The 22,027-nt window shown below is 44.1% G+C and carries 20 protein-coding genes and 1 tRNA gene; 8 read left to right on the top strand and 13 right to left on the bottom strand.

The features are described 5' to 3' along the window. Positions 1-56 precede the first annotated feature (56 nt). Positions 57-275: a translation initiation factor IF-1 gene (gene infA / locus HUJ19_RS03165; RefSeq protein ID WP_012801389.1), complete on the top strand. Its 219-nt coding sequence runs from the start codon at positions 57-59 to the stop codon at positions 273-275. Between the two features lie 58 nt (positions 276-333). Here the strand turns inward: infA and clpA are convergent, their stop codons facing one another. Continuing rightward, a complete protein-coding gene (gene clpA, locus HUJ19_RS03160; RefSeq protein ID WP_290622233.1) occupies positions 334-2,598 on the bottom strand; it encodes an ATP-dependent Clp protease ATP-binding subunit ClpA in 2,265 nt (754 codons plus the stop codon). Between the two features lie 33 nt (positions 2,599-2,631). Then, positions 2,632-2,985, bottom strand: a complete 354-nt coding sequence (clpS, locus tag HUJ19_RS03155) for an ATP-dependent Clp protease adapter ClpS (RefSeq protein ID WP_290622232.1) — start codon at positions 2,983-2,985, stop codon at positions 2,632-2,634. A 146-nt stretch (positions 2,986-3,131) separates the two neighbouring features. Here clpS and HUJ19_RS03150 point away from each other — a divergent pair, with 146 nt between their 5' ends. After that, the gene (locus HUJ19_RS03150; RefSeq protein ID WP_290622231.1) at positions 3,132-3,713 is read left to right on the top strand and encodes a hypothetical protein; all 582 of its coding nucleotides are present in this window, start codon (positions 3,132-3,134) and stop codon (positions 3,711-3,713) included. A gap of 60 nt (positions 3,714-3,773) precedes the next feature. Here HUJ19_RS03150 and HUJ19_RS03145 read toward each other — a convergent pair whose 3' ends face one another. Further along, positions 3,774-4,310 carry a histidine phosphatase family protein gene (locus HUJ19_RS03145; RefSeq protein ID WP_290622230.1) on the bottom strand — a complete coding sequence of 179 codons (537 nt, stop codon included), beginning with the start codon at positions 4,308-4,310 and terminating at the stop codon, positions 3,774-3,776. 163 nt (positions 4,311-4,473) lie between these two features. On the opposite strand from HUJ19_RS03145, the gene HUJ19_RS03140 reads away from it, so the two are divergent. After that, positions 4,474-4,998 carry a TIGR00645 family protein gene (locus HUJ19_RS03140; RefSeq protein ID WP_290622229.1) on the top strand — a complete coding sequence of 175 codons (525 nt, stop codon included), beginning with the start codon at positions 4,474-4,476 and terminating at the stop codon, positions 4,996-4,998. A gap of 51 nt (positions 4,999-5,049) precedes the next feature. Here HUJ19_RS03140 and HUJ19_RS03135 read toward each other — a convergent pair whose 3' ends face one another. The 4 genes from HUJ19_RS03135 to HUJ19_RS03120 all read right to left on the bottom strand — a co-directional run bounded on the left by HUJ19_RS03135 (position 5,050) and on the right by HUJ19_RS03120 (position 8,798). Further along, positions 5,050-5,388: a YegP family protein gene (locus tag HUJ19_RS03135; protein WP_290622228.1), complete on the bottom strand. Its 339-nt coding sequence runs from the start codon at positions 5,386-5,388 to the stop codon at positions 5,050-5,052. Positions 5,389-5,515: 127 nt separating this feature from the next. Next, positions 5,516-6,109: a carboxymuconolactone decarboxylase family protein gene (locus tag HUJ19_RS03130; protein ID WP_290622227.1), complete on the bottom strand. Its 594-nt coding sequence runs from the start codon at positions 6,107-6,109 to the stop codon at positions 5,516-5,518. A 36-nt stretch (positions 6,110-6,145) separates the two neighbouring features. Further along, positions 6,146-6,703, bottom strand: coding sequence for a peptide-methionine (S)-S-oxide reductase MsrA (gene msrA / locus HUJ19_RS03125; RefSeq protein WP_290622226.1), 558 nt, complete (start codon positions 6,701-6,703; stop codon positions 6,146-6,148). Positions 6,704-6,839: 136 nt separating this feature from the next. Continuing rightward, the gene (locus HUJ19_RS03120) at positions 6,840-8,798 is read right to left on the bottom strand and encodes a M1 family metallopeptidase (protein WP_290622225.1); all 1,959 of its coding nucleotides are present in this window, start codon (positions 8,796-8,798) and stop codon (positions 6,840-6,842) included. Positions 8,799-9,167: 369 nt separating this feature from the next. Here HUJ19_RS03120 and HUJ19_RS03115 point away from each other — a divergent pair, with 369 nt between their 5' ends. Beyond that, the gene (locus tag HUJ19_RS03115) at positions 9,168-9,986 is read left to right on the top strand and encodes a cyanophycinase (protein WP_290622224.1); all 819 of its coding nucleotides are present in this window, start codon (positions 9,168-9,170) and stop codon (positions 9,984-9,986) included. Positions 9,987-10,043: 57 nt separating this feature from the next. Continuing rightward, positions 10,044-10,625, top strand: coding sequence for a hypothetical protein (locus HUJ19_RS03110; RefSeq protein WP_290622223.1), 582 nt, complete (start codon positions 10,044-10,046; stop codon positions 10,623-10,625). A gap of 374 nt (positions 10,626-10,999) precedes the next feature. Here the strand turns inward: HUJ19_RS03110 and gltX are convergent, their stop codons facing one another. Further along, positions 11,000-12,418, bottom strand: a complete 1,419-nt coding sequence (gltX, locus tag HUJ19_RS03105) for a glutamate--tRNA ligase (RefSeq protein WP_290622222.1) — start codon at positions 12,416-12,418, stop codon at positions 11,000-11,002. A 219-nt stretch (positions 12,419-12,637) separates the two neighbouring features. On the opposite strand from gltX, the gene HUJ19_RS03100 reads away from it, so the two are divergent. From HUJ19_RS03100 to HUJ19_RS03090, 3 genes are all read left to right on the top strand, one after another. After that, positions 12,638-12,713: transfer RNA gene (locus HUJ19_RS03100), tRNA-Val, on the top strand. Between the two features lie 247 nt (positions 12,714-12,960). Further along, positions 12,961-14,352 (top strand): FAD-binding oxidoreductase, encoded by a 1,392-nt coding sequence (locus HUJ19_RS03095; protein ID WP_290622221.1) that lies wholly within the window; start codon positions 12,961-12,963, stop codon positions 14,350-14,352. Beyond that, positions 14,352-15,143 (top strand): hypothetical protein, encoded by a 792-nt coding sequence (locus HUJ19_RS03090; protein ID WP_290622235.1) that lies wholly within the window; start codon positions 14,352-14,354, stop codon positions 15,141-15,143. The genes HUJ19_RS03095 and HUJ19_RS03090 overlap by 1 nt, the downstream gene beginning before the upstream one ends. A 12-nt stretch (positions 15,144-15,155) precedes the next feature. Here the strand turns inward: HUJ19_RS03090 and HUJ19_RS03085 are convergent, their stop codons facing one another. The 5 genes from HUJ19_RS03085 to HUJ19_RS03065 all read right to left on the bottom strand — a co-directional run bounded on the left by HUJ19_RS03085 (position 15,156) and on the right by HUJ19_RS03065 (position 22,023). Continuing rightward, positions 15,156-18,533, bottom strand: a complete 3,378-nt coding sequence (locus HUJ19_RS03085; protein ID WP_290622220.1) for a ligand-binding sensor domain-containing diguanylate cyclase — start codon at positions 18,531-18,533, stop codon at positions 15,156-15,158. Next, positions 18,505-19,065, bottom strand: coding sequence for a lysophospholipid acyltransferase family protein (locus HUJ19_RS03080; RefSeq protein WP_290622219.1), 561 nt, complete (start codon positions 19,063-19,065; stop codon positions 18,505-18,507). The genes HUJ19_RS03085 and HUJ19_RS03080 overlap by 29 nt, the downstream gene beginning before the upstream one ends. Positions 19,066-19,074: 9 nt before the next feature. Next, on the bottom strand, positions 19,075-20,595 hold the full coding sequence (gene purF, locus HUJ19_RS03075; RefSeq protein ID WP_290622218.1) for an amidophosphoribosyltransferase: 1,521 nt from the start codon (positions 20,593-20,595) through the stop codon (positions 19,075-19,077). Position 20,596: 1 nt separating this feature from the next. Next, complete coding sequence (locus HUJ19_RS03070) at positions 20,597-21,121, bottom strand: CvpA family protein (RefSeq protein ID WP_290622217.1); 525 nt, start codon at positions 21,119-21,121, stop codon at positions 20,597-20,599. Positions 21,122-21,183: 62 nt separating this feature from the next. Further along, positions 21,184-22,023, bottom strand: a complete 840-nt coding sequence (locus HUJ19_RS03065) for an SPOR domain-containing protein (protein ID WP_290622216.1) — start codon at positions 22,021-22,023, stop codon at positions 21,184-21,186. Positions 22,024-22,027: the final 4 nt, after the last annotated feature.

Genomic DNA, 22,027 nt, shown 5'->3' with positions numbered 1-22,027 from the left:
ACGCGCGCATTTTTTGAACATTTTGTTGAAAGTCAAAGAGGAGAAACGGGCTTAATATGGCGAAAGAAGACGTAATTGAATTAGAAGGTAAAGTGTTAGAAACCTTGCCGAACACTATGTTTCGAGTAGAGCTCGAAAATGGTCATATTGTTACTGCACATATTTCAGGTAAGATGCGCAAAAACTACATCCGTATCTTAACTGGTGACACTGTTACTGTTGAAATCAGCCCTTATGACTTATCCAAGGGTCGCATTACTTTCCGTGCCCGTTAATTGGAAGCATTCGTAAAAAAGGCGCCGTTGGCGCCTTTTTTTATGCTTGAATAAGAAGCTACGATGTTCCCTGCGGCAGCTTTTCCATGTGTGGCTCAATCCGAATATCAAGCTCATCATCTTTCAGGCTGACATAAACATCGCCGCCCTGCATCAACTTACCAAATAAAATCTCGTTAGCTAGCGGACGGCGTACCTTGTCACTAATCAAACGGGCCATTGGGCGAGCACCCATATTCTCGTCATAGCCGTGTTTAGCAAACCACTGACGCGCGGCATCGTCCACATGCAGGTTCACCTGCTTATCATCAAGCTGTCCTTGAACTTCGGTCAGGAACTTGTCGACGATCGACATGATGACTTTTTGTGGTAACGAATTGAACCAGACTATCGCATCGAGACGGTTTCTGAACTCTGGCGAGAAAGTGCGGTTAATCGCTTCCTCGTTGTTGCGCGAACGATCCTGCTCTTTAAAGCCGATATTGCCTTTGATAATTTCCTGCGCACCAGCATTACTGGTCATAACCAGAACAATGTTGCGGAAATCAGCTTTGCGGCCATTGTTATCAGTCAGTGTACCGTGATCCATTACCTGCAATAACAGGTTAAAGACATCAGGGTGCGCTTTTTCAATTTCATCGAGAAGCACTACCGCATGAGGGTTTTTATTAACCGCTTCCGTCAATAAGCCCCCCTGGTCATAACCGACATACCCTGGAGGCGCGCCAATCAGACGTGAAACCGTATGACGCTCCATATATTCGGACATATCAAAACGAATCAGCTCAACGCCCATCAAGCGTGCTAATTGCTTGGTCACTTCGGTTTTACCAACACCGGTAGGCCCCGCAAACAAGAAGGAACCTACAGGCTTGTTTTCATGCCCCAGACCGGCACGAGATAACTTAATGGACTCTGATAAAGTCTCAATTGCCTGATCTTGACCAAAAACCACCATCTTAAGATTGCGCTCAAGATTCTGTAGCAACTTCTTATCAGATGACGATACGGTCTTTTCAGGAATGCGAGCAATCTTGGCGATTACCTGCTCAATTTCATGAGGGGTAATCGTTTTCTTGCGTTGCTCTTCTGGCAGAATACGCTGACGTGCTCCAGCTTCATCAATTACATCAATGGCCTTATCAGGAAGCTGGCGATCGTTGATATACTTTGCCGAAAGCTCAGCAGCTGCCTGAATCGCCTGTTTTGAGTAGGTAACGCCATGATGCTGTTCATAACGCTCCTTCAACCCTTCAAGAATACCAATCGTATCCTGTACGCTGGGTTCGTTAATATCAATTTTCTGGAAGCGACGAGCAAGCGCATGATCTTTCTCGAAAATTCCGCGATATTCCTGGAAAGTAGTTGAGCCCATGCAGCGTAATTCGCCATTTGCTAATACTGGCTTAATCAGATTTGACGCATCCATGGTGCCGCCTGATGCAGCACCAGCACCAATAATGGTGTGAATTTCATCAATAAACAGTATAGCGTGTGATTCTTTTTTAAGCTGCGCGAGCACTGCTTTTAGGCGCTTTTCGAAATCACCACGGTACTTTGTACCCGCTAACAGCACACCTAAATCCAAGGCATAAACCACAGCGTCTTTTATAACTTCAGGTACATCGCCATCAACAATCCGTTTAGCAAGACCTTCAGCAATAGCGGTTTTACCGACTCCAGCTTCACCAACCAGCAATGGATTGTTTTTGCGACGTCGGCATAAAACCTGCACCACACGTTCGATTTCATTAGCGCGACCAATCAAAGGATCTATTCTGCCCTGCTCTGCAAGCTTATTGAGGTTAACCGCATATTGGTCAAGTGGTCTTGGCTCCTGAGGTTCCTGTTCACCCTCTTCATGTTCAAGCTCCGGAAAGTCTTCCTCATCGGAACTGACACCGTGAGAAATGTAATTGACCACATCAAGACGGGAAATGTCTTGCTTGGATAATAGGAAAACAGCTTGCGACTCAGGTTCGCTGAACATGGCAACAAGGACATTGGCACCACTGACTGCCTCTCGACCTGATGACTGAACGTGGAAAACTGCGCGCTGCAATACTCGCTGAAATCCTATGGTTGGCTGAATTTCAAACTCGTCATCTTCGTCGGAAAATTGAGGGGTGGTTTGATTAACAAACTTCTCAAGATCGGACTTTAGAACGCCAATGTCGGCACCCACAGCACGTAAGACTTCAAGCGCATCTTTGTTGTCTAACAAGGCTAGCATCAGGTGCTCGATGGTGATAAATTCATGACGTTTTTCACGAGCATCGTGAAACGCATGGTTCAATGATTGTTCAAGTGCTTTATCGAGCATAGTGCCACCTACCTTCTGTAACGCTTAATTGAGTTATTCACCGTCTTCCGGTTCCATAACACATAACAAAGGGTGCTGGTTAGCACGGGCGAACTCATTAACCTGAACTACTTTTGTTTCAGCAATATCAGGAGTGAAAACACCACACACACCTTGCCCTTCGTGATGAACCTGCAACATAACACGCGTTGCCTGTTCTGTATCCATAGTAAAAAATTTTCGCAGCACATCCACCACAAAGTCCATCGGGGTGTAATCATCATTAAGAATCAACACCTTATACATGGGCGGTTGTTTGAGCTTGGGTTTAGCATCGGCTACTGCGAGGCCGTGCTCATGCTCTTGTTCATGATCTTGATTGTGGTTTTGGTTTTGGTCGTTACTCATACCAGCTTCTTTTCGCAAAATGTCTCGTTCATTATGGCATAAATGGGGCCACAGGTAAGCAAGTTCAAGTTTTGCATTAAGTTTCTATTCAGATACCTACAGTCTATAATTAGCAAGCCTTTTTATACAACTATTAGGACATAAAAATGACAACTCATAAGTTTGCTCTTGCGACACTTTTAATTTCAGGCTTGGCATTCAGCACTGTATCACAGGCTCAGGAACAGGCTGAGATTTCAGGTATTTTGGGCGGTGGCTTTTCTTTTGGTGGGGAAACCTTAGTAGACAACATCCGCTTTTACGATGGTTCAAGTGATGAGGTTAAGACTGGGGAAGGTTTCTGGCTCGATTTTGGTTTTCGCGCAGACTTCGAAGATTGGGCACTAAAGAGCACTATCGGCTATAAAAGTGGCGGTGTTACAGCCTCTAATGGTGACGCAACCTTCTCCCGCGTGCCACTTACTGTGATCGCATCTCTTAACAATAATGGACATTTGTTTGGTGCAGGTCTTACCTATGAGCTAAACCCAGAACTGGAGCTCGACTTACCTGGCTTATATGGCTCCGCTGATTTTGAGAATGCTTTAGGCTTAGTGCTTGAGTATGAAAACAACTATGACGTCTGGGCCTGGGGCGTTCGTTACACTCATATAGACTACGATTACGATGCAGCCGGTCAAACCTTTGATGGCAACAACATCGGTGTATTCTTAAACTGGTACTTCTAAAGTATCGGTATGAACCTATAAAAGCGGCTTCGGTCGCTTTTTAAACGACCAAAGTACTAATTACTTAAACAGTACCTTGGGAGTCAAAAGCCAATCCAGACGCCCACGATCAGCTTTTGCGTCACGCCAGGAATCCGCTTTAAACGATAGGCGCGCAACCGAAGCTGTTGGAAACTTAACATTAGCACCCATAGCCAGTTCTGCTATGAGTGACGAACACATGGGCTCGTGAGCCACAATCATCAGTTTTTGTATTGCATCATCCTGTTTCTGTATGAGTTCTAAAGTCTCCTCAACGCTGGCCAGGTACAATTCACGACAATACTTCACTTGCGCTTTCCAGCCACCACTTTCCATGGCCAGAGCCAGGGTTTCTTTTGTACGAACGGACGAAGAACATAGCACCAGTTCCGGTAACTGTTTTATGCGCGCCAGGTGCTTACCCATATTTTCGGCAGCATACTGTCCTCTGGTAGCGAGAGGCCGTTCATGATCACTGGCAAACCTTGCCTCCCAGTCAGACTTGCCGTGTCGAAAAATATACAGCTTTTTGCTGGAGCTTTCCTCATCTTCAAAGTCACGCTGTTGCTCAACCATAATGATTAATCCATAGTGTTTGGAAAGACTTCATTATCATAGCGCTAAGTAACAGCAGAATGACAGTATTGATACATCTGGATTAAATTCTTACTTTTTTATGAAGTTTCCTTTTGATTGCATTAGAATAAGTCGAAATCAATAAAAACCACACGGGGAATTAATGAAGAATATTGAACGAGGCTTTGAGAAAGCTTTATTCGGTAGCCGCTGGATTCTGGCACCGTTTTTTGTCGGCCTGATTATTTCTATCTTTATTTTGTTTGGCAGTTTTGCCAAAGAACTCTGGCACTTGGTCACCCACTTTGGAGAGCTCGGTGAGATTGCAACCATTCTGGGTATTCTTGCGTTAGTGGATATGACTCTACTGGCTAACCTGCTAATTATTATTATCTTCAGTGGCTATGAGAGCTTTGTTTCAAAGATTGATGTTGCCGATCATGAAGACAGGCCTGGCTGGATGGGCAAAGTAGGCTTTTCAACTTTAAAGGTTAAACTCATCAGTTCGATTGTTGCGATTTCAGGTATTGATTTACTGAGAACCTACATGCAGCTGGACAAGATGCCGGAAGCTATTGAAACCGATGTAGTGATGTGGAAACTTCTTATTCATGGCACCTTCGTTATTTCAGGACTCTTATTTGCAGTGATGGATTACCTCACCAGCCAATCAGAGAAAAGTCACTAAACTTAAAAAGCCCTCAACAATGAGGGCTTTTTAGTCATGCAACTGACTATTTTATGCTTCGGTTTCAGTTTCTACCTTTGCATCCTGAGCATTTTTAGCCACTGAAACAATACCATTGTTGCGACCACTTTCAGACTTATACATCTGACTCTTACCAATCTGCTGGCCATTAGTAGCATTTAAGGTAAAGTAAAAGCGACCATCTTTTGCAGTTTCTTTTGAAAAACGATCTGCGTTTAAAGAGTTTTTGCGCACCGAGTCAATTCCGTTTTCACAGGCTGACTGCGAGCTGTAGCCCTGACTTTGTAGGATGGTTTCACCGTTCCCCGCTTTTAGCACGAAATATAGCTTCCCATCTTTTCCTTTTGATATTACAAATTTACCTGCCATAAGTTCCACCTTATTCTTAGTTGTGTATTGATAAGAGCTGTTTGTTTATTAATCAGCTATAAGCAATAATCCACCAATTTTAAAATAACAGCAAGTCATAGCTCACAAATTTAACATTATAGTAAAACTATCTTGTGTGCTTTCCACCAGTCCAACCGCCCTTAGCTAATACTCTTTCTCCCATCAGCTTTGGTGTCTCCTCCAGATCGGTCGCCATAGAGTCGTTCCAGCGATTAAGAAATCCATACAGACAGACAGCACCCAGAATTTCGACGATCTGACCGTCGGACCAATGTTGTCTCATTCGCTCCATCAACTCATCATCAACCGCATTTGGCACCGAACCAGCGGCAAGGGCATAATCAAGCGCCACACGTTCTGCATCAGTGTATAAAGGGTTAGTCTGGTAATCCCAGATAGCATCCAACTTATCCTGCGAGACGCCATGAATATTGGCAGCAATTAGAGAGTGAGCTTCGCAATACTGGCAACCCACAGCGCGACTGGCGAAGTGAGCTATCAGTCGCTTAAAGCCCAGGTCAACTTCCCCTTCAGGATCCATCACCGCTTTAGTTAAAACTCCAAAGGCTTGAACCATCTTTGGTCTACGCTGCATGGTTAAAAGGCTGTTGGGGACAAAGCCAAGAATATCTTCAAAAATCTTGAAATCATCTGCTAATTCTGGATGACTATCGGCTGGTAATGGCTTCATGTGGGCCATAAGTGACTCCTCTATCTATTTTAAAATTGGTATTTATTAATTTGAAATGAAACAGACACCAGTTCCACCATGACCGCAATAACCACCGGGGTTCTTGGAGAGATACTGTTGATGGTACTCTTCAGCTAAATAATAGTGACCGATAGGTTCTATTTCTGTGGTAATGACTGGATAGCCCTTGGCACTCAGTAGTTTTTGATACGCTTGTTTGCTTGAATCAGCCTGCTCCAATTGTTGTTGAGAGCGGGAAAAAATAACCGAACGATATTGTGAGCCAATATCATTACCCTGACGCATGCCCTGAGTGGGGTCATGGTTTTCCCAGAACAATGTTAAAAGCTCCTGATACGAAATGACCTTGGGATCATAAATAACCTGAACGGCCTCAGCGTGCCCCGTCAAGCCACTACAGACTTGTTCATAAGTAGGGTTATTAAAATCAGAACCAGCATAACCAACACTGGTCATAATCACGCCAGACTGTTGCCAGAATAGTTTTTCTGCACCCCAGAAACAGCCCATAGCAAAAGTAGCAATCTCCTGCTCTTTGTCAGGCATTGTCTTTATTGGTCTATTAAAAACATGATGCTGCATAGCATGCTCCCAACGATAATGATAAGTTAGACTAACACTTCTATCAGATGTTACAAATATTCAAACTTGATACTCCAGACAAAAAAAAGGCTTTCCGAAGAAAGCCTTTAATCAACTTACTGCTAACACTTGATACTTATTTTACAACTTCATCCAGTGTTGCCTGAGCTAGAGGGTGATAGCCTGGGCGCGCTACTTTATACACGCGCTTGGCAAACTCTGCACCCTGCTCCGTTTCCATTAGCTGCTTATAAAGCGGCACAATCAATTTACGGCGGCCAATGCTGATCAGGTAATTCTCAAGACGAGGCATAACTACTTCGTAGCCAGAGCGTAAAGAAAGCAATAACCAGGCATGAGCAATTTCGTTATTGGTTGACTCAGTCAATTTAAACTCTGCATCCATTGCCATCATGTCATCATTAGACATATTTGTTGGTAAATTATTTATGAAATGCAACCACTCATGAACAGTCCATTCTTTCGTACCCAGTTCAGCTAAGGTAATTTCACCAGACAGTAACTGTTTAGTTTTAGCGTCAACGATGTTAAACGCATCAGAAGTTGGATTAGGCATCATCTCTGGCAACATCGGCTCATGGATCCAGGTATTAATTTCTTCCTCGGAAACAATATCTGGGTGCTTATTCAAAAGATTCTCTTTTAGATAAGCTTTAAATTGTTCAGTGGTGATACTCTGGAATGCAAAATGATCGAAATACTTAACCAGGAAGGCATCAAAAACTTCACGACCAAACTTCTCTTCAAGCCAAACCAGGAACATTTGACCTTTAGTGTATGGCACAGTTGAAAATGCATCATCAGGATCAGCACCTTTCAGATCAACATTCAACACCGTATATTCTTCTGGCAAATCCTGTACTGCCTGACGTAAATCCTGAACCGCTAAGGATTGTTCCATTAGTGCGCGCTCACGACCAAAAAGTTCTTCCATTATGCGGTTTTCAACGTAGGAAGTGAAACCTTCATTAAGCCAGAAATCATGCCAGTTAGCATTGGTAACCAGGTTGCCGGACCAGGAATGAGCCAGCTCATGAGCGATCAGATTAACCAGACTTTTATCGCCAGCGATTACAGTCGGTGTAATAAAGGATAGACGTGGATTTTCCATACCGCCATAAGGAAAAGCTGGTGGTAAGATCAATAGATCATAACGACCCCAGCGATAAGGGCCATAAAGATCTTCTGTGACTTTAACCATATCTTCGGTGTCATCAAATTCGGCTACCGCTGCGTCAAGGATTGCCGGCTCAGCATATACGCCAGTTCTATCACTCATTGCCTTAAATTTAAGATCGCCAACACCGATTGCGATCAGATAAGTCGGGATCGCCTGTGGCATTTCAAAATGATACTCGCCATCAAGTTCTGTATCTGGCTCATTATGAGCACTCATTACCGCCAGTAACTCTTTTGGAGTACGAATCGTAGCATTATAAGTAATACGCACGGCAGGGCTGTCTTGAACAGGAACAAAACTACGGGCATGGATAGCTTGTGCCTGGCTATACATGAAAGGATGCTTTTTACCATCAGTCTGCTCAGGAGTTAACCATTGAAGGCCGCTGGCCTGTGGCTGGGTAGCATAATAAACACGAACCTTATTTACCCCATCTTCGAGCTGGATAGTCAGCTTAGAGCCCATCACCTCATCTTTTTCAGCCAACTCAAATTCACCGGCAACCCATTGCTCATTCTGATTGAGTTCAACTTTAGAAACGTTGATATCGCGCGTATCCAGAATCAGCTCACTAACCTCATCCTGCAAGCGGTCAAAACTTAAGTCAACATAACCTTTCAATGACTTAGCTTCGAAATCTACAGTTAGGTCTAGATCAAGATGCTTCAAATCAACTTCATGCAGGTTGCCGTAAGTATGATCGTCAATAGGGTTGTGCGCCTTGCGAACTTCTTCTTGCTCGACTTTAGATACAACCACTTCTTTAGTATCGACTTGCGTACTGGCAGCCTCAGCTGCTTGTTGTTTTTCTGCAACGTCTTCGGATTCCTGCTGACAGCCGGCCAGAGCCGTAACAACTGCCAGAGAACAGATCAGGTATTGATGTTTTTTCATTCCAATGTCCCATGATTTTGAAAGTCTGCCATTTAAGCAACAAACAATTTGTCTGTAAAGGTTTAAGACAGTCTGCACTATTGACGCTGATTTAAAGGCAGTGCTAATGTAGCTAAGGTCTATGGACTTTGGCGAGGCTTTCAGGATCAATAGGTTACCAGCCTCTACATAAAGTTTGGTAGTTAAGTTAATGATTTCAATCATAGATTTAGATCCAATTACCATTAACTCTGCCACATTTTTTAACTAGATTTAGTGCTATGCTCGACTTCAACATAAGAGGGAGCCTGCCGCCAAAGTCGGTAGTAAAACCCGTTAGCATTCGTAGCTTTGGAGCCAGTAAGCACACTATTCTCGAAGGAATCACTCATGCCATCACAAGGTAGCGGCAAGTTTGAACGTGGTTACATTATTCCAATCGGCGGATGCCTGAACTCAGTCAGCGATCAAGTTGCTGAAAAAATGCGCAGTCTTTGTCTGACCGCGAAAGCGAAGGCACTAATTTTAAACGTCAGTGAAGAACCGCAGGAAACCTCTCTTGGGGAAGTATTACTTAATAATGGCTTTGTTGAATGTGAAACACACATTGTCCGAAGTCGCCAGGATGCTTCTAGCCCAATGACGTTACAGCACCTCGCTGGAGTTGATTTGGTAATTATTATTGGTGAGCGGCCATTACAGATTTCAACATTAATTGGTGGCACAGGGTTAGCCAAGCAGCTTCGCAAAATGAATGCCGATGGCACCCATGTTGCCGGATTATTTGGTGCCGCAGCCCTGCTCAGCGAGCACATGATTGCTGGTGGTGAGGAAGCCAACATCCCAAGACAGTCGGGGGTAACGATGGCGCCCGGTTTGGGACTGACTAACCGCTTTATGGTGGATTATCATTTTAAACAGCAAGGACGGCTCGGCAGACTATTAACAGCTTTGTCTTACAACCCATTTACCATCGGGGTTGGAATTGATGATGGTACGGCTTTGTTTATAAGCCCTAATGACGAGCTGGAGGTTTACGGAGGTGGCGCAGCTACCTTAATAGATCCCTGCAATTTACAGTACTCGTCGATGGGGTCAGCGGGGAGCGGAGATCCTATATCCCTGTTCGGCCTGCAAATGCATATTCTGGCGGAAGGAGCACGGTTTAGTGTAGGTGAACGAGACGCGTATGACGAACACTGGGCCTAGCAAAACTTGAAGCCATAAATTAGTAACATAGTTCAACAAACAATTGGGTAATTATCGATGACAAAACATCTAGCCAAAACACTAACTCTTGCGCTTTCAACACTTCTTTTTGTTGCCTGTAAACCGGCAACGGTAGCAGAACCCGAGTCAGCTCCAAGCAAACCAGTTGCTGCAACAAAATCAGTCAATATAGGTGCCAGTAACTACATGACCATACCTGGCCACTGGAACATCAAACCTTCGATCATGCCAAAAGGTTTTGTCAGCTACACCATTAAAGACAACAACCTTCACATGGTGATCAGCGGTTACGCAGCAGAGCGTTCAAGCTTTAACCATGATAAAAGCCGTAAAGACTTAAAAAATGTTACTCTGCTTTATCGTGCAGGTGCTGCCAATAAAGAGCAAAAATACTTAACGCTAGACGACAACCATAAAGCGGGTGGTTACACACATTACACTTGTCGTACAGCGAAAAAATGCTATCAGGTCTTCCCGCTTTCACACTGGCAGTCGGTAATCGCATCTGACTTCTACGTTGGTGGTATGAAATACACTATTACTGCAGGTGTTGATGACCTTAACGGCACACACGCAAAACAGATACTAAACGCGATTAAGAGTATCGAGTCTAAATAGATACAATTTAACTTGTATGCCTAGGATGCTGCGCCAATAGTCAAAGTAAAATGAATGTGGTTGGTTCTGCACCGAAAGCCCCCTTATATTGAGCTAAGGCACGTACAAAATATAGCAATCAAAATCGTGGATGATTTTGATAAGAATTTTCAGCACAGGGATGTGATGTAAATTCTGGTGCGTTAAGTATTTTGGGAGTGACGCAGGTAGTCACGCAAAGCGTGACCTCAATATCGGGGTGTCGTTTCTTTTGGTTCCTTTTCTTTGGACAAGCAAAGAAAAGGAACTCGCTGAAAAGCGAAAAAATAGTCCAAATATAGACTCCCGCCTTCACGGGAGTGAAGAAGATGGATTTAACTTTTAAAGAGTATTAATCAGGATTGCGCTTCTCGTTCGGCAATAAAGACAAGAGCTTTCTCAATTCGCTTTATAACGCGCTCTTTTCCGATCCACTCTAGAGTGATACCCAGGTCTGGCGACATACCAGCACCTGTAACAGCTACTCGAAGCGGCATACCAACTTTACCCATGCCAAGGTCTAACTCTTCAGCTGTGGCGCTGACCAGGCCATGTAAAGCATCTGCTGTCCAGTCACTTGCCTGTTCCAGTTTGGCTTTAACAACTTCTAGAGGCTCTTTAGCCACGGGGCGTAAATGCTTTTTGGCAGCGCCAGCATCGAACTCTTCAAAGTCGTGGTAGAAGTAACGAACCGCTGCTGCTAACTCTTTAAGCGTTTTAACACGCTCAGCCATTTCGGGAATCAGTAATTTAACATCTGGGCCATTGCTAACATCCACACCCTGCTGATCAAGGTGCCATTGCAAATGCTTAAGCACTTCCTCTGCTGGCAAAGCTTTCATGTAATGCTGATTCAACCAATTCAACTTATCGGTATTGAACGCTGAAGGCGCGCGATTGACGTCTGATAAATCAAAGTACTCGATCATCTCATTAACTGAGAACACTTCCTGATCGCCATGCGACCAACCCATACGAACCAGATAGTTAAGCAATGCCTGTGGCAGGTAACCATCATCACGATACTGCATGACACTGACTGCACCATGACGCTTAGATAGACGTTTACCATCATCACCTAAGATCATTGGCACATGAGCATACAATGGAACCTCACGACCCAGCGCCTTAATCATATTGATTTGGCGAGGTGTGTTATTGACATGGTCATCACCGCGAATAACATGCGTGATTTCCATATCCAGGTCATCCACCACAACCGTAAAGTTGTAAGTCGGCGTGCCATCAGTACGAGCAATGATCAGGTCATCTATTTCGCTATTGTTCACTGAAATACGGCCTTTGATTAAATCATCAAATACCACGGCACCCTCTTTCGGGTTCTTGAAGCGGATAACATGAGGTTTCGACATATCCTGCTCAGCTTCGCTTAAGCCACGGCAGTGGCCGTCATAACCGATATTCTGCTTATTGGCCTGCTGCTCTTCACGCAGGGCATCCAGGCGCTCTTTTGAACAGTAACAACGATAGGCCTGGCCTTTTTCGAGCATTTCATCAATGACTTCTTTATAGCGGTCAAAACGCTTGGTTTGGTAGTAAGGACCTTCGTCATGCTCTAAATGCAACCACTCCATACCATCAAGAATGGCCTGTACTGACTCATCAGTTGAGCGTTCGCGGTCAGTATCTTCGATTCTTAATACAAAAGTACCCTGATGCTTTTTGGCATACAGCCAGCAGTAAAGTGCTGTGCGAGCACCGCCAACGTGCAAATAACCTGTGGGACTTGGAGCAAAACGTGTTTTTACAGTCATATTCGGTCTATTAAGATTGTGAGATAAAAGTGCCGCTATTCTAGCAAGAGGCCCTGCTTTACAAAACCACTTTCAGTTATTTGTTATCCTCCTTATTGACAGAATAACGTTCATAACTTAATCAAAATTAAGATTTTTTAAGATTTTCATTAAAAAGTTATTGACCTACCCGATAACCACTTTATAATGCGCCCCGTTCCTAGCGAACAGATGGAATTTGGGTGGTTAGCTCAGTTGGGAGAGCATCGCCCTTACAAGGCGAGGGTCACTGGTTCGAGCCCAGTACCACCCACCAACTTCCGTCCCCCTTACGATATGTTTGAATACTTATGTGTTGATGACAGAATCGTATGATGTATTGATAAGATTATTTTAAGCTTCTGCATGACAGAAGCTTTTTTTTTGCCTGAAATTCAGGTTCGTAGTTTTTCATTTAAATTACTAAATTCAACAAACAGGCCCCCTTGCGCATTCCTTTTGGCGGCCAGCTCTGGCACAATATGCGCCTATTTTGCATATTCCATCAGCCCTATAAATTGCTCATGTCTTCAGATACTTACATCAATCAGTTACGCACAATTCTTGATGATGATTGCCTGCTTACCGATCAGACGTCGCTTGACCACTACGGTAAAGACTGGACCAATATCAAACAGCCCGCACCAATGGCAATTGCGCTGCCTAAGACCACCGAACAGGTGCAAAAGCTGGTGTTGTGGGGTAATGAGAATCAGGTGGCGATTGTTCCGTCGGGTGGCAGAACAGGCTTGAGTGGAGGCGCAGTTGCCGCCAACGGTGAGCTTGTAGTCGCGCTAGACAAGATGAACAAAATTCTTGGTTTTAATGCCGGCAGCCAACAGATCCATTGTCAGGCCGGCACTATTACTCAGCAGATTCAGCAATATGCGGATGAGCAGGGCCTTTACTATCCGGTCGACTTTGCTTCCAGTGGCTCAAGCCAGATTGGTGGCAATATTGCGACCAATGCAGGTGGTATCAAGGTTATTCGCTATGGAATGACACGTGACTGGGTGCAGGGATTAACTGTGGTAACAGGCAAAGGCGATATTCTTGAGCTTAATAAAGGCCTAATCAAGAATGCAACCGGCTATGACCTTCGCCATCTTTTCATTGGTAGCGAAGGCACTCTGGGCATCATTACCGAAGCCGCTCTAAAATTAACACGCAAGCCAGCTAATTTAACGGTTCTGCTGTTAGCCATACCAAACCTTGATAGCCTGATGCCGATTCTGCAACAGTTCCAGAAAGCCCTTGATCTGACTGCCTTTGAGTTCTTCTCAGATGAGGCTCTGGAAAAAGTCATGGCGCATCACAGTCTACCCTGCCCCGTTGAGCAAAGAGCGCCCTATTACTGCCTGTTAGAGTTTGATGCCAGTAGCGAAGATATTTTAAATGACGCACTATCAGAGTTCGAAAATGGCCTTAATGATGAATTAATTCTCGATGGAGTCATGAGCCAAAGCCAGCAACAGGTTGAAGAATTGTGGAAATATCGAGAGTTTATTTCTGAAACGATTTCGGGGCGAAAACCTTATAAGAACGATGTTTCAGTCACCCCTGAAAAAATTACTGACTTCCTGACAGCTGTGAATGATATCGTTGCTAAGGATTACCCAGACTTTGAAGTGATCTGGTTCGGGCATATTGGTGATGGCAACCTCCACCTTAATATTCTTGCTCCAGAAGATATGCCCTATGAAGAGTTTACCCGTGCTTGCGAGCAGGTAAATCCTAAGATATTCGGCCTGCTACAGGAAATGGGCGGCAGTATCTCTGCCGAACATGGGGTAGGACTTTTGAAAAAACCTTACCTTAACTACAGCCGCAGCGAAACAGAAATCGGCTACCTTAAGGCAATCAAACAATCCTTTGACCCGAACGGGATCATGAATCCAGGCAAGGTTATCGATTGATGTTATTAGCGCTTAGCCTGGTTGCCCTGCTGATTGGCCCCTTTCTGGTCAGTCAGTTTCCTTATAATCGAAGACTCGATAACTTTCTGTTTGCCTTTGTATTAATATCGGTGGGTGGACTGTTATTAATCGACGTTTTGCCAGCTATCTGGGAACACATTGGCTATGCTCTGATCCCAGCAGTTCTACTCGGTTTTTTTGGCCCGGGCTTAATAGAGGTTACTTTTAGAAAGGCAGCAGACAAGGCTCATAGCCTGGCAATCTTTTTAGGTATCAGTGGCCTGATGATCCACTCAATGTTAGACGGTGCTGCAATTGTTCCCAGCGACAGCAACCCAATGCTTGCCTACGCCGTGATTCTGCATCGTATAGTGGTAGGTTTAAGTATCTGGTGGATTGTGCAGCCACAGTGGGGAAACTTTAGAACCTGGCTGGTGTTTGGCTTTATGTTTATTACCACAGTAATTGGCTATTATGCTGGTGAGCAACAGCTTACCGGGCTGCATAACAATATTATCGATTACTTCCAGGCGTTTATTTCAGGAACCTTGCTACACGTCATCATCCACAGACCCCATGTTGATGACCACGGCCATATCCATCATCATGACCACTCAGTTCCTGTTTCAGTGATACATGAAGGTGAGCCTGTTGAACATCACCATGAGCACAGCGTAGACGCCCACCACTCGCATGGTTTCGTCATTAAACACAAAGGCTATTTTATGGCGGGGGTTGTAGTGGCTACAGTGTTACTCTTTATCCTGCACTTGATACATCATCAACACTAAAGCCGATTCATCTTAAAGCCACACTAGCTTTTTCGATTTTGGTATCGAGGATACGTAATCAAGCTGACCACTTACAATCAAGGCTGGCAGGTCCGATGCTAACTTAGCTTCCAACTCGGAGCTGCGAGTAAACTGATTGGCGAAGATACCAATCCATGCGTTGCGGCTATTTTTCTTGGCGACAGCGAGAGCCTTTTCCACTACATAAATTATCTGCTCCCAGGTTAGAGGCTTTTCAATGTTTTCTGTAAACGGGAAGCGAGTAAAACCGATACTGCAGGTGACATCAATAGTACTACCATTGCCAAGATCAAACTTCCTTGAGGCAACAATATTTCTGATTTTCTCGGCGAGCAACATTTGCTCACGTTTTTCAATACCTCGGCTTAATACCACTAAGGTTGCACCCTGCCAACGAACAAGAGTGTCAGTGCCGTAACAGATGGTTCTTAAACAATCAGCAAGCTGTTTAATAATTTCGTTACCACAAAGCTGTCCGTATTGCTGATTAATGGTTGCCAGGTTGTCGATATCCACCGCAAAGACGCCAAGGTGCACACCCTGTAACTCTGTTTTATCACGCCATGTTGATAAAATGGAATCCAGTTCCTGCTGAATGCTGCTCTTGAGATAACTTCGAGTTCTGAAACCTGTAAGCTGATCATTAACCTCTGACTGCTCAAGCTTGGACGAAAGTAGCTCAACCTGATAGCGTTGTTCGGATAGTGAGTATTGCAAATCTTCAACACGGTACAGCAATGACTTTTTGTCTTTAAGCAGCATCTGACTTTTTGATTCAGACTCTTTTAACAAGCGCTCTTTTAATCGAAGCGCCTTTTTAATGCTACGGTAAATATAGAAGAACACGATAAAGACAAACAGGGATAAGGCGATAAAATACAGCGCAAAACCTTTAGTGCTACGCCAGAATCCTTTGTTTACAGTGACTTTTAGCTGGGCTTCCTTACTACTCCAGTCACCGTCCTCATAACGCACCTGAATTCTAATATTGAAGTTTTCCTGCTCAACAGAGTGCAATCGAATCAGTCGCGAATTACCCAAGTCAATCCAGTCATTTGTCAGGCCTTCGATCTTATAGCGAAACTCAAGACTTTTAGCATTGATATAGTTGAAAACGGTAAACTTGATATCCGTTATTTCGCCATACTGAATATTGGAAGTATAAAGGTTGCTGTTTTGATCCACCTGAAGAGGTTGTCTTTCACTATTCTGAATGACCTCAGTAACCTTGATGGGTTGATGCTTTTTATCAATAACGATTTCTTCCGGCTTGAAATAACTGATACCATTCAAGCCACCGAAGTATAAATACCCATCGCTATCAACAAACTGCGAGTTGGCAAAAAACTCACTGTATTGCAGACCATCAGAGTAGGTGTAATTTACAGGTCGGCCCTTGTCCGGATGAAACTTGACCAGACCATTTGCAGTAGAAACCCACAAGTTGCCAAGCTCGTCTGATAAAATTGAACAAATAAAATCGTTTATAAAGCCGTCATTAACTGTGATCCGCTGGAAATAGACCTCACCATTGACGTTGTAGCGAACTCGATTAAGCCCTGTTACTGTTCCAACCCATAAGACACCCAATAGGTCCTCATAAATCACATTGATGTCTGAGCTGGAAAGAGTTTCGGGATCGTTCGGATTGCTCATGTAATACTGGATATCAAAAGTCAACGGGCTGAAACGAATCAAACCTCGGGAGCCACCTAACCAGATATAGCCCTGCAAATCCTCATACATGGTATATACACCATACTTTGACTGGACAAAGCTTGAAGGTAATTTATCGGTCAGGTTTTCAATGACCACATCATCTGAGCTGAGCTCTTCACCCACAGGCTTATCAAGTATAATCTTGAAAAACCCCTGCGCCCCACCTAACCAGATATGGCCATTGCGATCTTCAATGATAGTTGCCAGATCCGTTAAGTTAACATGCTGCCCATCTGTATCAACCAGGCTGGTAAGCGATAAGAAGTTATCATTTCCATAAGGTCGAATAAAAAGACTGGTTCCGGTTAACAGCCACAGATTTCGATTGTTATCTTCCAGCATATCGGCAACATAACCCGTATTAACCAGACCATCTTTAGTAGGCAAGGATGAATAGTGATGAAGCTCGGTATAGGTTTCGTCGTAGCGGTATATTCCAGAAGACTCAGTCCCCATCCATAAACGGCCTTGATAATCTTTGAGTATCGAAGTGGTTATGTTATCTCGACCAAACTTTGCAGCTTCTGACTTTTGTAGTAAATGGATAAACTGCTCTCTGGAATCCCAGTAATTAACACCAAGGCCAGTTCCCAACCAGATAAGACCATCAAAGCCTCTCATCAGGGACATGGTGTAATCACTGGCTATTGAATGCTTATCGCTGAAATTGGCATGATACTCTCTAACAACTGCCTGCTCAGACTCCTCCCAATATTTCAACCCTGTTATTGTTGCCAACCAGAAACCACTACCATCAGGCAAAATGGACTCTACTTCCACCAATGACTGCGTCTTAGAATCAAAAACCTCAAAATGCTCAAACTCTCCATCGTTAATGATAAACCGGGAAAAACCTGTGTCTCGGCTGAAATAGATGTGCTCAGGCAGTTCCGGAAATACAAAAAAATCTTCGAGCTTTTGAATTCCGTCAGCGCAGAACTCTTTGCGTTGAGAGCCACCAAAATCAACATGAAGAATGCAATTATCTTTAATGAAGTAAATACGCTGATCGATAACGGTCATCTTTTGCAGCTTCTTTCCTTCAATAAAATCGGTCAGCCGCTGATTTTGAGTAACCGTCTTATTCTCGACATCAATAGTGGCGAAATAGTCTGTACCCAACACGGATAAGGTTTTGTCCTGATTAAGCGAGATCGACCAGACTTCTGTTGGTACTGTGGAACTGGTCGCGTTTTCTACCATCAGGTTCTGTAGTGAATCTGTCCAGTGAGTGACTTTAAGCGTGTGAACATCAATACTGTCCAATCCCTGCGGGGTCAAGATCCACAAAGTTCTTCTGCCATCAAAAAGCAGGCTGCTAATGGTAGGAGAGTTTATGGTTTCGGAGTTAGTCGGAGAATGGCGAAAGACGGTGTTTTCAAATCCATCAAAGCGATTAAGTCCATCCTGAGTACCAATCCAGGTATACCCAAGACTATCCTGGGCAAGACTAAGTACAGTACTCTGGCTTAAGCCATTTTCAATATTGTTTGTGTGGAACCTTATGCGCTGCAAGCTATTTTTTGAATAGCTAATTTCTGGGAGGAAAAAAAGAAATAGTACGGAAAAACAAAAAGCGCAGACAATATTGCTGCGCCAGGCCATCAGGCCGGTTTGTTGATTATCGTTTGTCGTCGAATCGTATCTCACTCGCCAACTCTGGTTTTATCCCTGCTTTATCTTTATAAAATGCCCTTATCACATCTAAGTCTTGCTCAATATTCCCTGTCGGTCTTAGCAAATCTCCAATGCCAATTTCTTTAGTCTTCGAATTAAGAAACGTCATGACGATAGGAACTTCTGCTTTCAGGGCGATATGATAAAAGCCGCTCTTCCAATAGGGTTTATAACTTCTTGTACCCTCAGGAGCAAGTGCAAATTGTATTTCGTCTCTTTGCCTGATGATTTCAGCAACTTGGTCAACGACTTTATTGGCTGAGGAGCGCTCTACCGGAATACCGCCAAACATTCTAAAAAACCAACCAAAAGGCGGTTTAAATAGAGTGTGCTTTCCTAAAAAAGCCACTTTCATTTTAAAGCAGAAACGAACCATCAGCATCAAAACGAAATCCCAGTTTGAGGTATGTGGCGCAAAGATCACTACATACTTTTTTTCATCCGGTAACTGACCTACCAGTTTCCAGCCGAGTAGACGTAGAAGGCCTTTCATAATAAAGCGCATAATGCCTCGCTATTGATTATGTAAATCCATAACCATTGCCGCATCCTCAACCTCTTCAATATCCTTAGTCTTTTTGGCTGAGTCATTACGTAACTGCTGTAACTTATCCAGATAGTCCGAATCAATATCACCAGTAATGTATTCACCAGTAAATACTGATAAATCAAAGCGCTTAATTGAAGGATTACCTTCACGAACCGCTTCGACCATACCTTCAATATCAAGGTATATCATTTTATCTGCACCAATAACCTGCCCGACTTCTTCTTCGGTACGGCCATGTGCAACCAGCTCACTCGCTGCCGGCATATCAATACCGTAAACATTAGGGAAACGAACCGGAGGTGCTGCAGAAGCAAAATAGACTTTCTTAGCCCCAGCTTCGCGGGCCATTTCGATGATTTGCTCGGATGTTGTTCCTCTGACAATAGAGTCATCCACCAACAACACATTCTTATCCCGGAACTCAAGCTCAATGGCATTAAGTTTTTGACGCACGCTCTTCTTACGCATCTGTTGGCCAGGCATAATAAAGGTGCGGCCAATGTAACGGTTCTTGATAAAACCATGACGCATTTTAACGTTAAGCTCATGCGCCAATTGGACCGCGGAGGTCAGTGAAGTATCTGGAATAGGAATCACCACATCAATGTCATGATCAGGCCATTCGCGTAGAATTTTTTCTGCCAACTTCTCACCCATACGCAGACGGGCTTTATAGACTGATACGTTATCAATCATTGAGTCAGGACGAGCAAGATAAACATGCTCAAAAATACATGGTGTTAGCTCACTGTTTTCATAGCATTGCTTTTCATGCATGGTGCCATCTTCGGAAATAAACACTGCATGGCCAGCGCCGATATCGTCAATTAGATCAAAACCAAGCGCATCTAAAGCAACTGATTCAGAAGCAACCATATACTCGGTGCCCTGCTCAGTTTCACGTTTACCGTATACTGCGGGACGAATACCATTCGGATCTCGAAAACATAAAAGTCCGTGCCCATTAATCAATGCTACTGCGGCGTAGGCACCTTTACAGCGCTTAAAAACACTACCAACCGCGTCGAAGATATCATCAGGGCTTAATTGATTTTTGTCTTTAAGTTGCAGCTCGTGAGCCAATACATTCAAAAGAACTTCTGAATCAGAGTTGGTATTGAGATGACGACGATCAGTGGAAAATAGTTCTTCTTTCAACTGATCAGAGTTAGTTAAGTTACCATTGTGAGCTAATGTAATACCGTAAGGCGAATTCACATAAAGCGGCTGAGCTTCAGCACTGGTGGAACTTCCTGCGGTGGGGTAACGGACATGGCCTATACCCGTGTTACCTGTCAATCGACGCATGTGGCGTGTATGAAAGACGTCACGAACCAAACCATTATCCTTACGTAAGTAAAGACGACCGTTATCAGTAGTCACTATACCTGCAGCATCCTGGCCACGATGTTGTAAAACAGTTAGCGCATCATAGATGCTTTGATTGACAGGATTTTTACCTACGATTCCAACAATACCACACATATTACTTTTGCTCGTCTATTTCGGTTGGTGGCTCAGCGCCCTCTTTCAATTGAGGGACAACCTCGCCAAGTTGCTCATAAAACCATTGGGCGACCATTTCCATATGCGGCAATAAACTGGATTGCCCCCACCACTCATCCTTCGGTACTGGGGTAAACTGTTTTAAACCCAGTACAATTAATGCGACTATCAACACGCCTCGCAGAGCACCAAAAATCATGCCCAACAATCGATCAGTCCCGCTCATGCCTGCGGCATCAACCATTCGACCCACCATATAATTAACAATACCAGCAATAACCAGTGTCACCACAAAAAGCGACACCCAGGCAACGCCTAAGCGAAGACTATTAGTTTCGATATGATTGACAAAAAGTTCGGCAAGCGGCTCGTAAAAGCCTTTAGCGACAAAGAAAGCTGCAATCCAACCAGCTAGAGACATGGCTTCACGCACGAAACCACGAAGTAAGCTAATTAAAGCTGAAATGCCAATAATGGCAAGGATAACCCAATCGACCCAAATCATTCAGGAGGCTAATGTGTTGTGTTGGCCGCTATTTTAACAGAGCTGACAGTTAGGTGAAATGATTAATGTTGCTTTGGATCAAACTCGATAACCTTGACCTTTGCGCCAACCAGCTTTTCAAGCACCGAGGTACGCTTATCCGCCTCACCTTTGACTGGATAAGGGCCAACATAAACTCTCGCATAGCCGTCGCCGACTCTCTGATAAGCTCTATAACCCTCACCTCTAAGCTGATTAACCAGGCGTGTAGCATTTTCTTTGTTAGAGAAGGAGCCGATTTGAATCAACCAGGCACTATCCGAAAATGCCAATTCATTCTCTGAGCTTGACTGTGGCTCCTTTGTAGCTTGGGTAGTTTTGTTCTGCTCGGGATTTTGAGCGACAACCGTTTCAGCGGCTGGTTTGACATCAGGTGCGGGCTTTTCTGTGATCTCTGCTACCGGTTCTGACTGCGATGGTTTCTGCTCTTCCGTTGCTGTAGTTGGTTGCTGTTTATTGTCCGCTAGAGCCGACTCATTCGTAGACTCTGTTTTGCCTTCAGCAGCAGAAGTATCGCCCTGCTTGTTAATATCAGTTTGTACTTCTTGAGGCTTGCTATCAACAACTGCGACAGGCTCTTTTATTTGAACAGTTTCTTTTTGAGTTTCTTCTTCTGAGTCATCCAGGTTAATGACCAATGGCCCCTTTTCAACCGGCCCATTCAGGTTTGATCTCTGGCCTTCAATATTATGAATACTCTGCTCTTTATTGCGACGAGCATCCTCTTCACTGGGCACAGCTGGAATCTGTGACTGTATCTGCGAGCGGTACTTCTCACTATCGAGAATCATTGGCAAAAAGAAAACGGCCAATGCCAGAATGACTGATGCACCCACTAAACGATACTTTAATTTTTCATCCACAGCT

It is taken from the genome of Kangiella sp. (assembly GCF_014762745.1).
In the GTDB taxonomy this organism is placed as follows: Bacteria; Pseudomonadota; Gammaproteobacteria; order Enterobacterales; family Kangiellaceae; genus Kangiella.
Note: the sequence above shows the minus strand (reverse complement) of the source record. Positions and strands in the feature narration are given on the sequence as shown.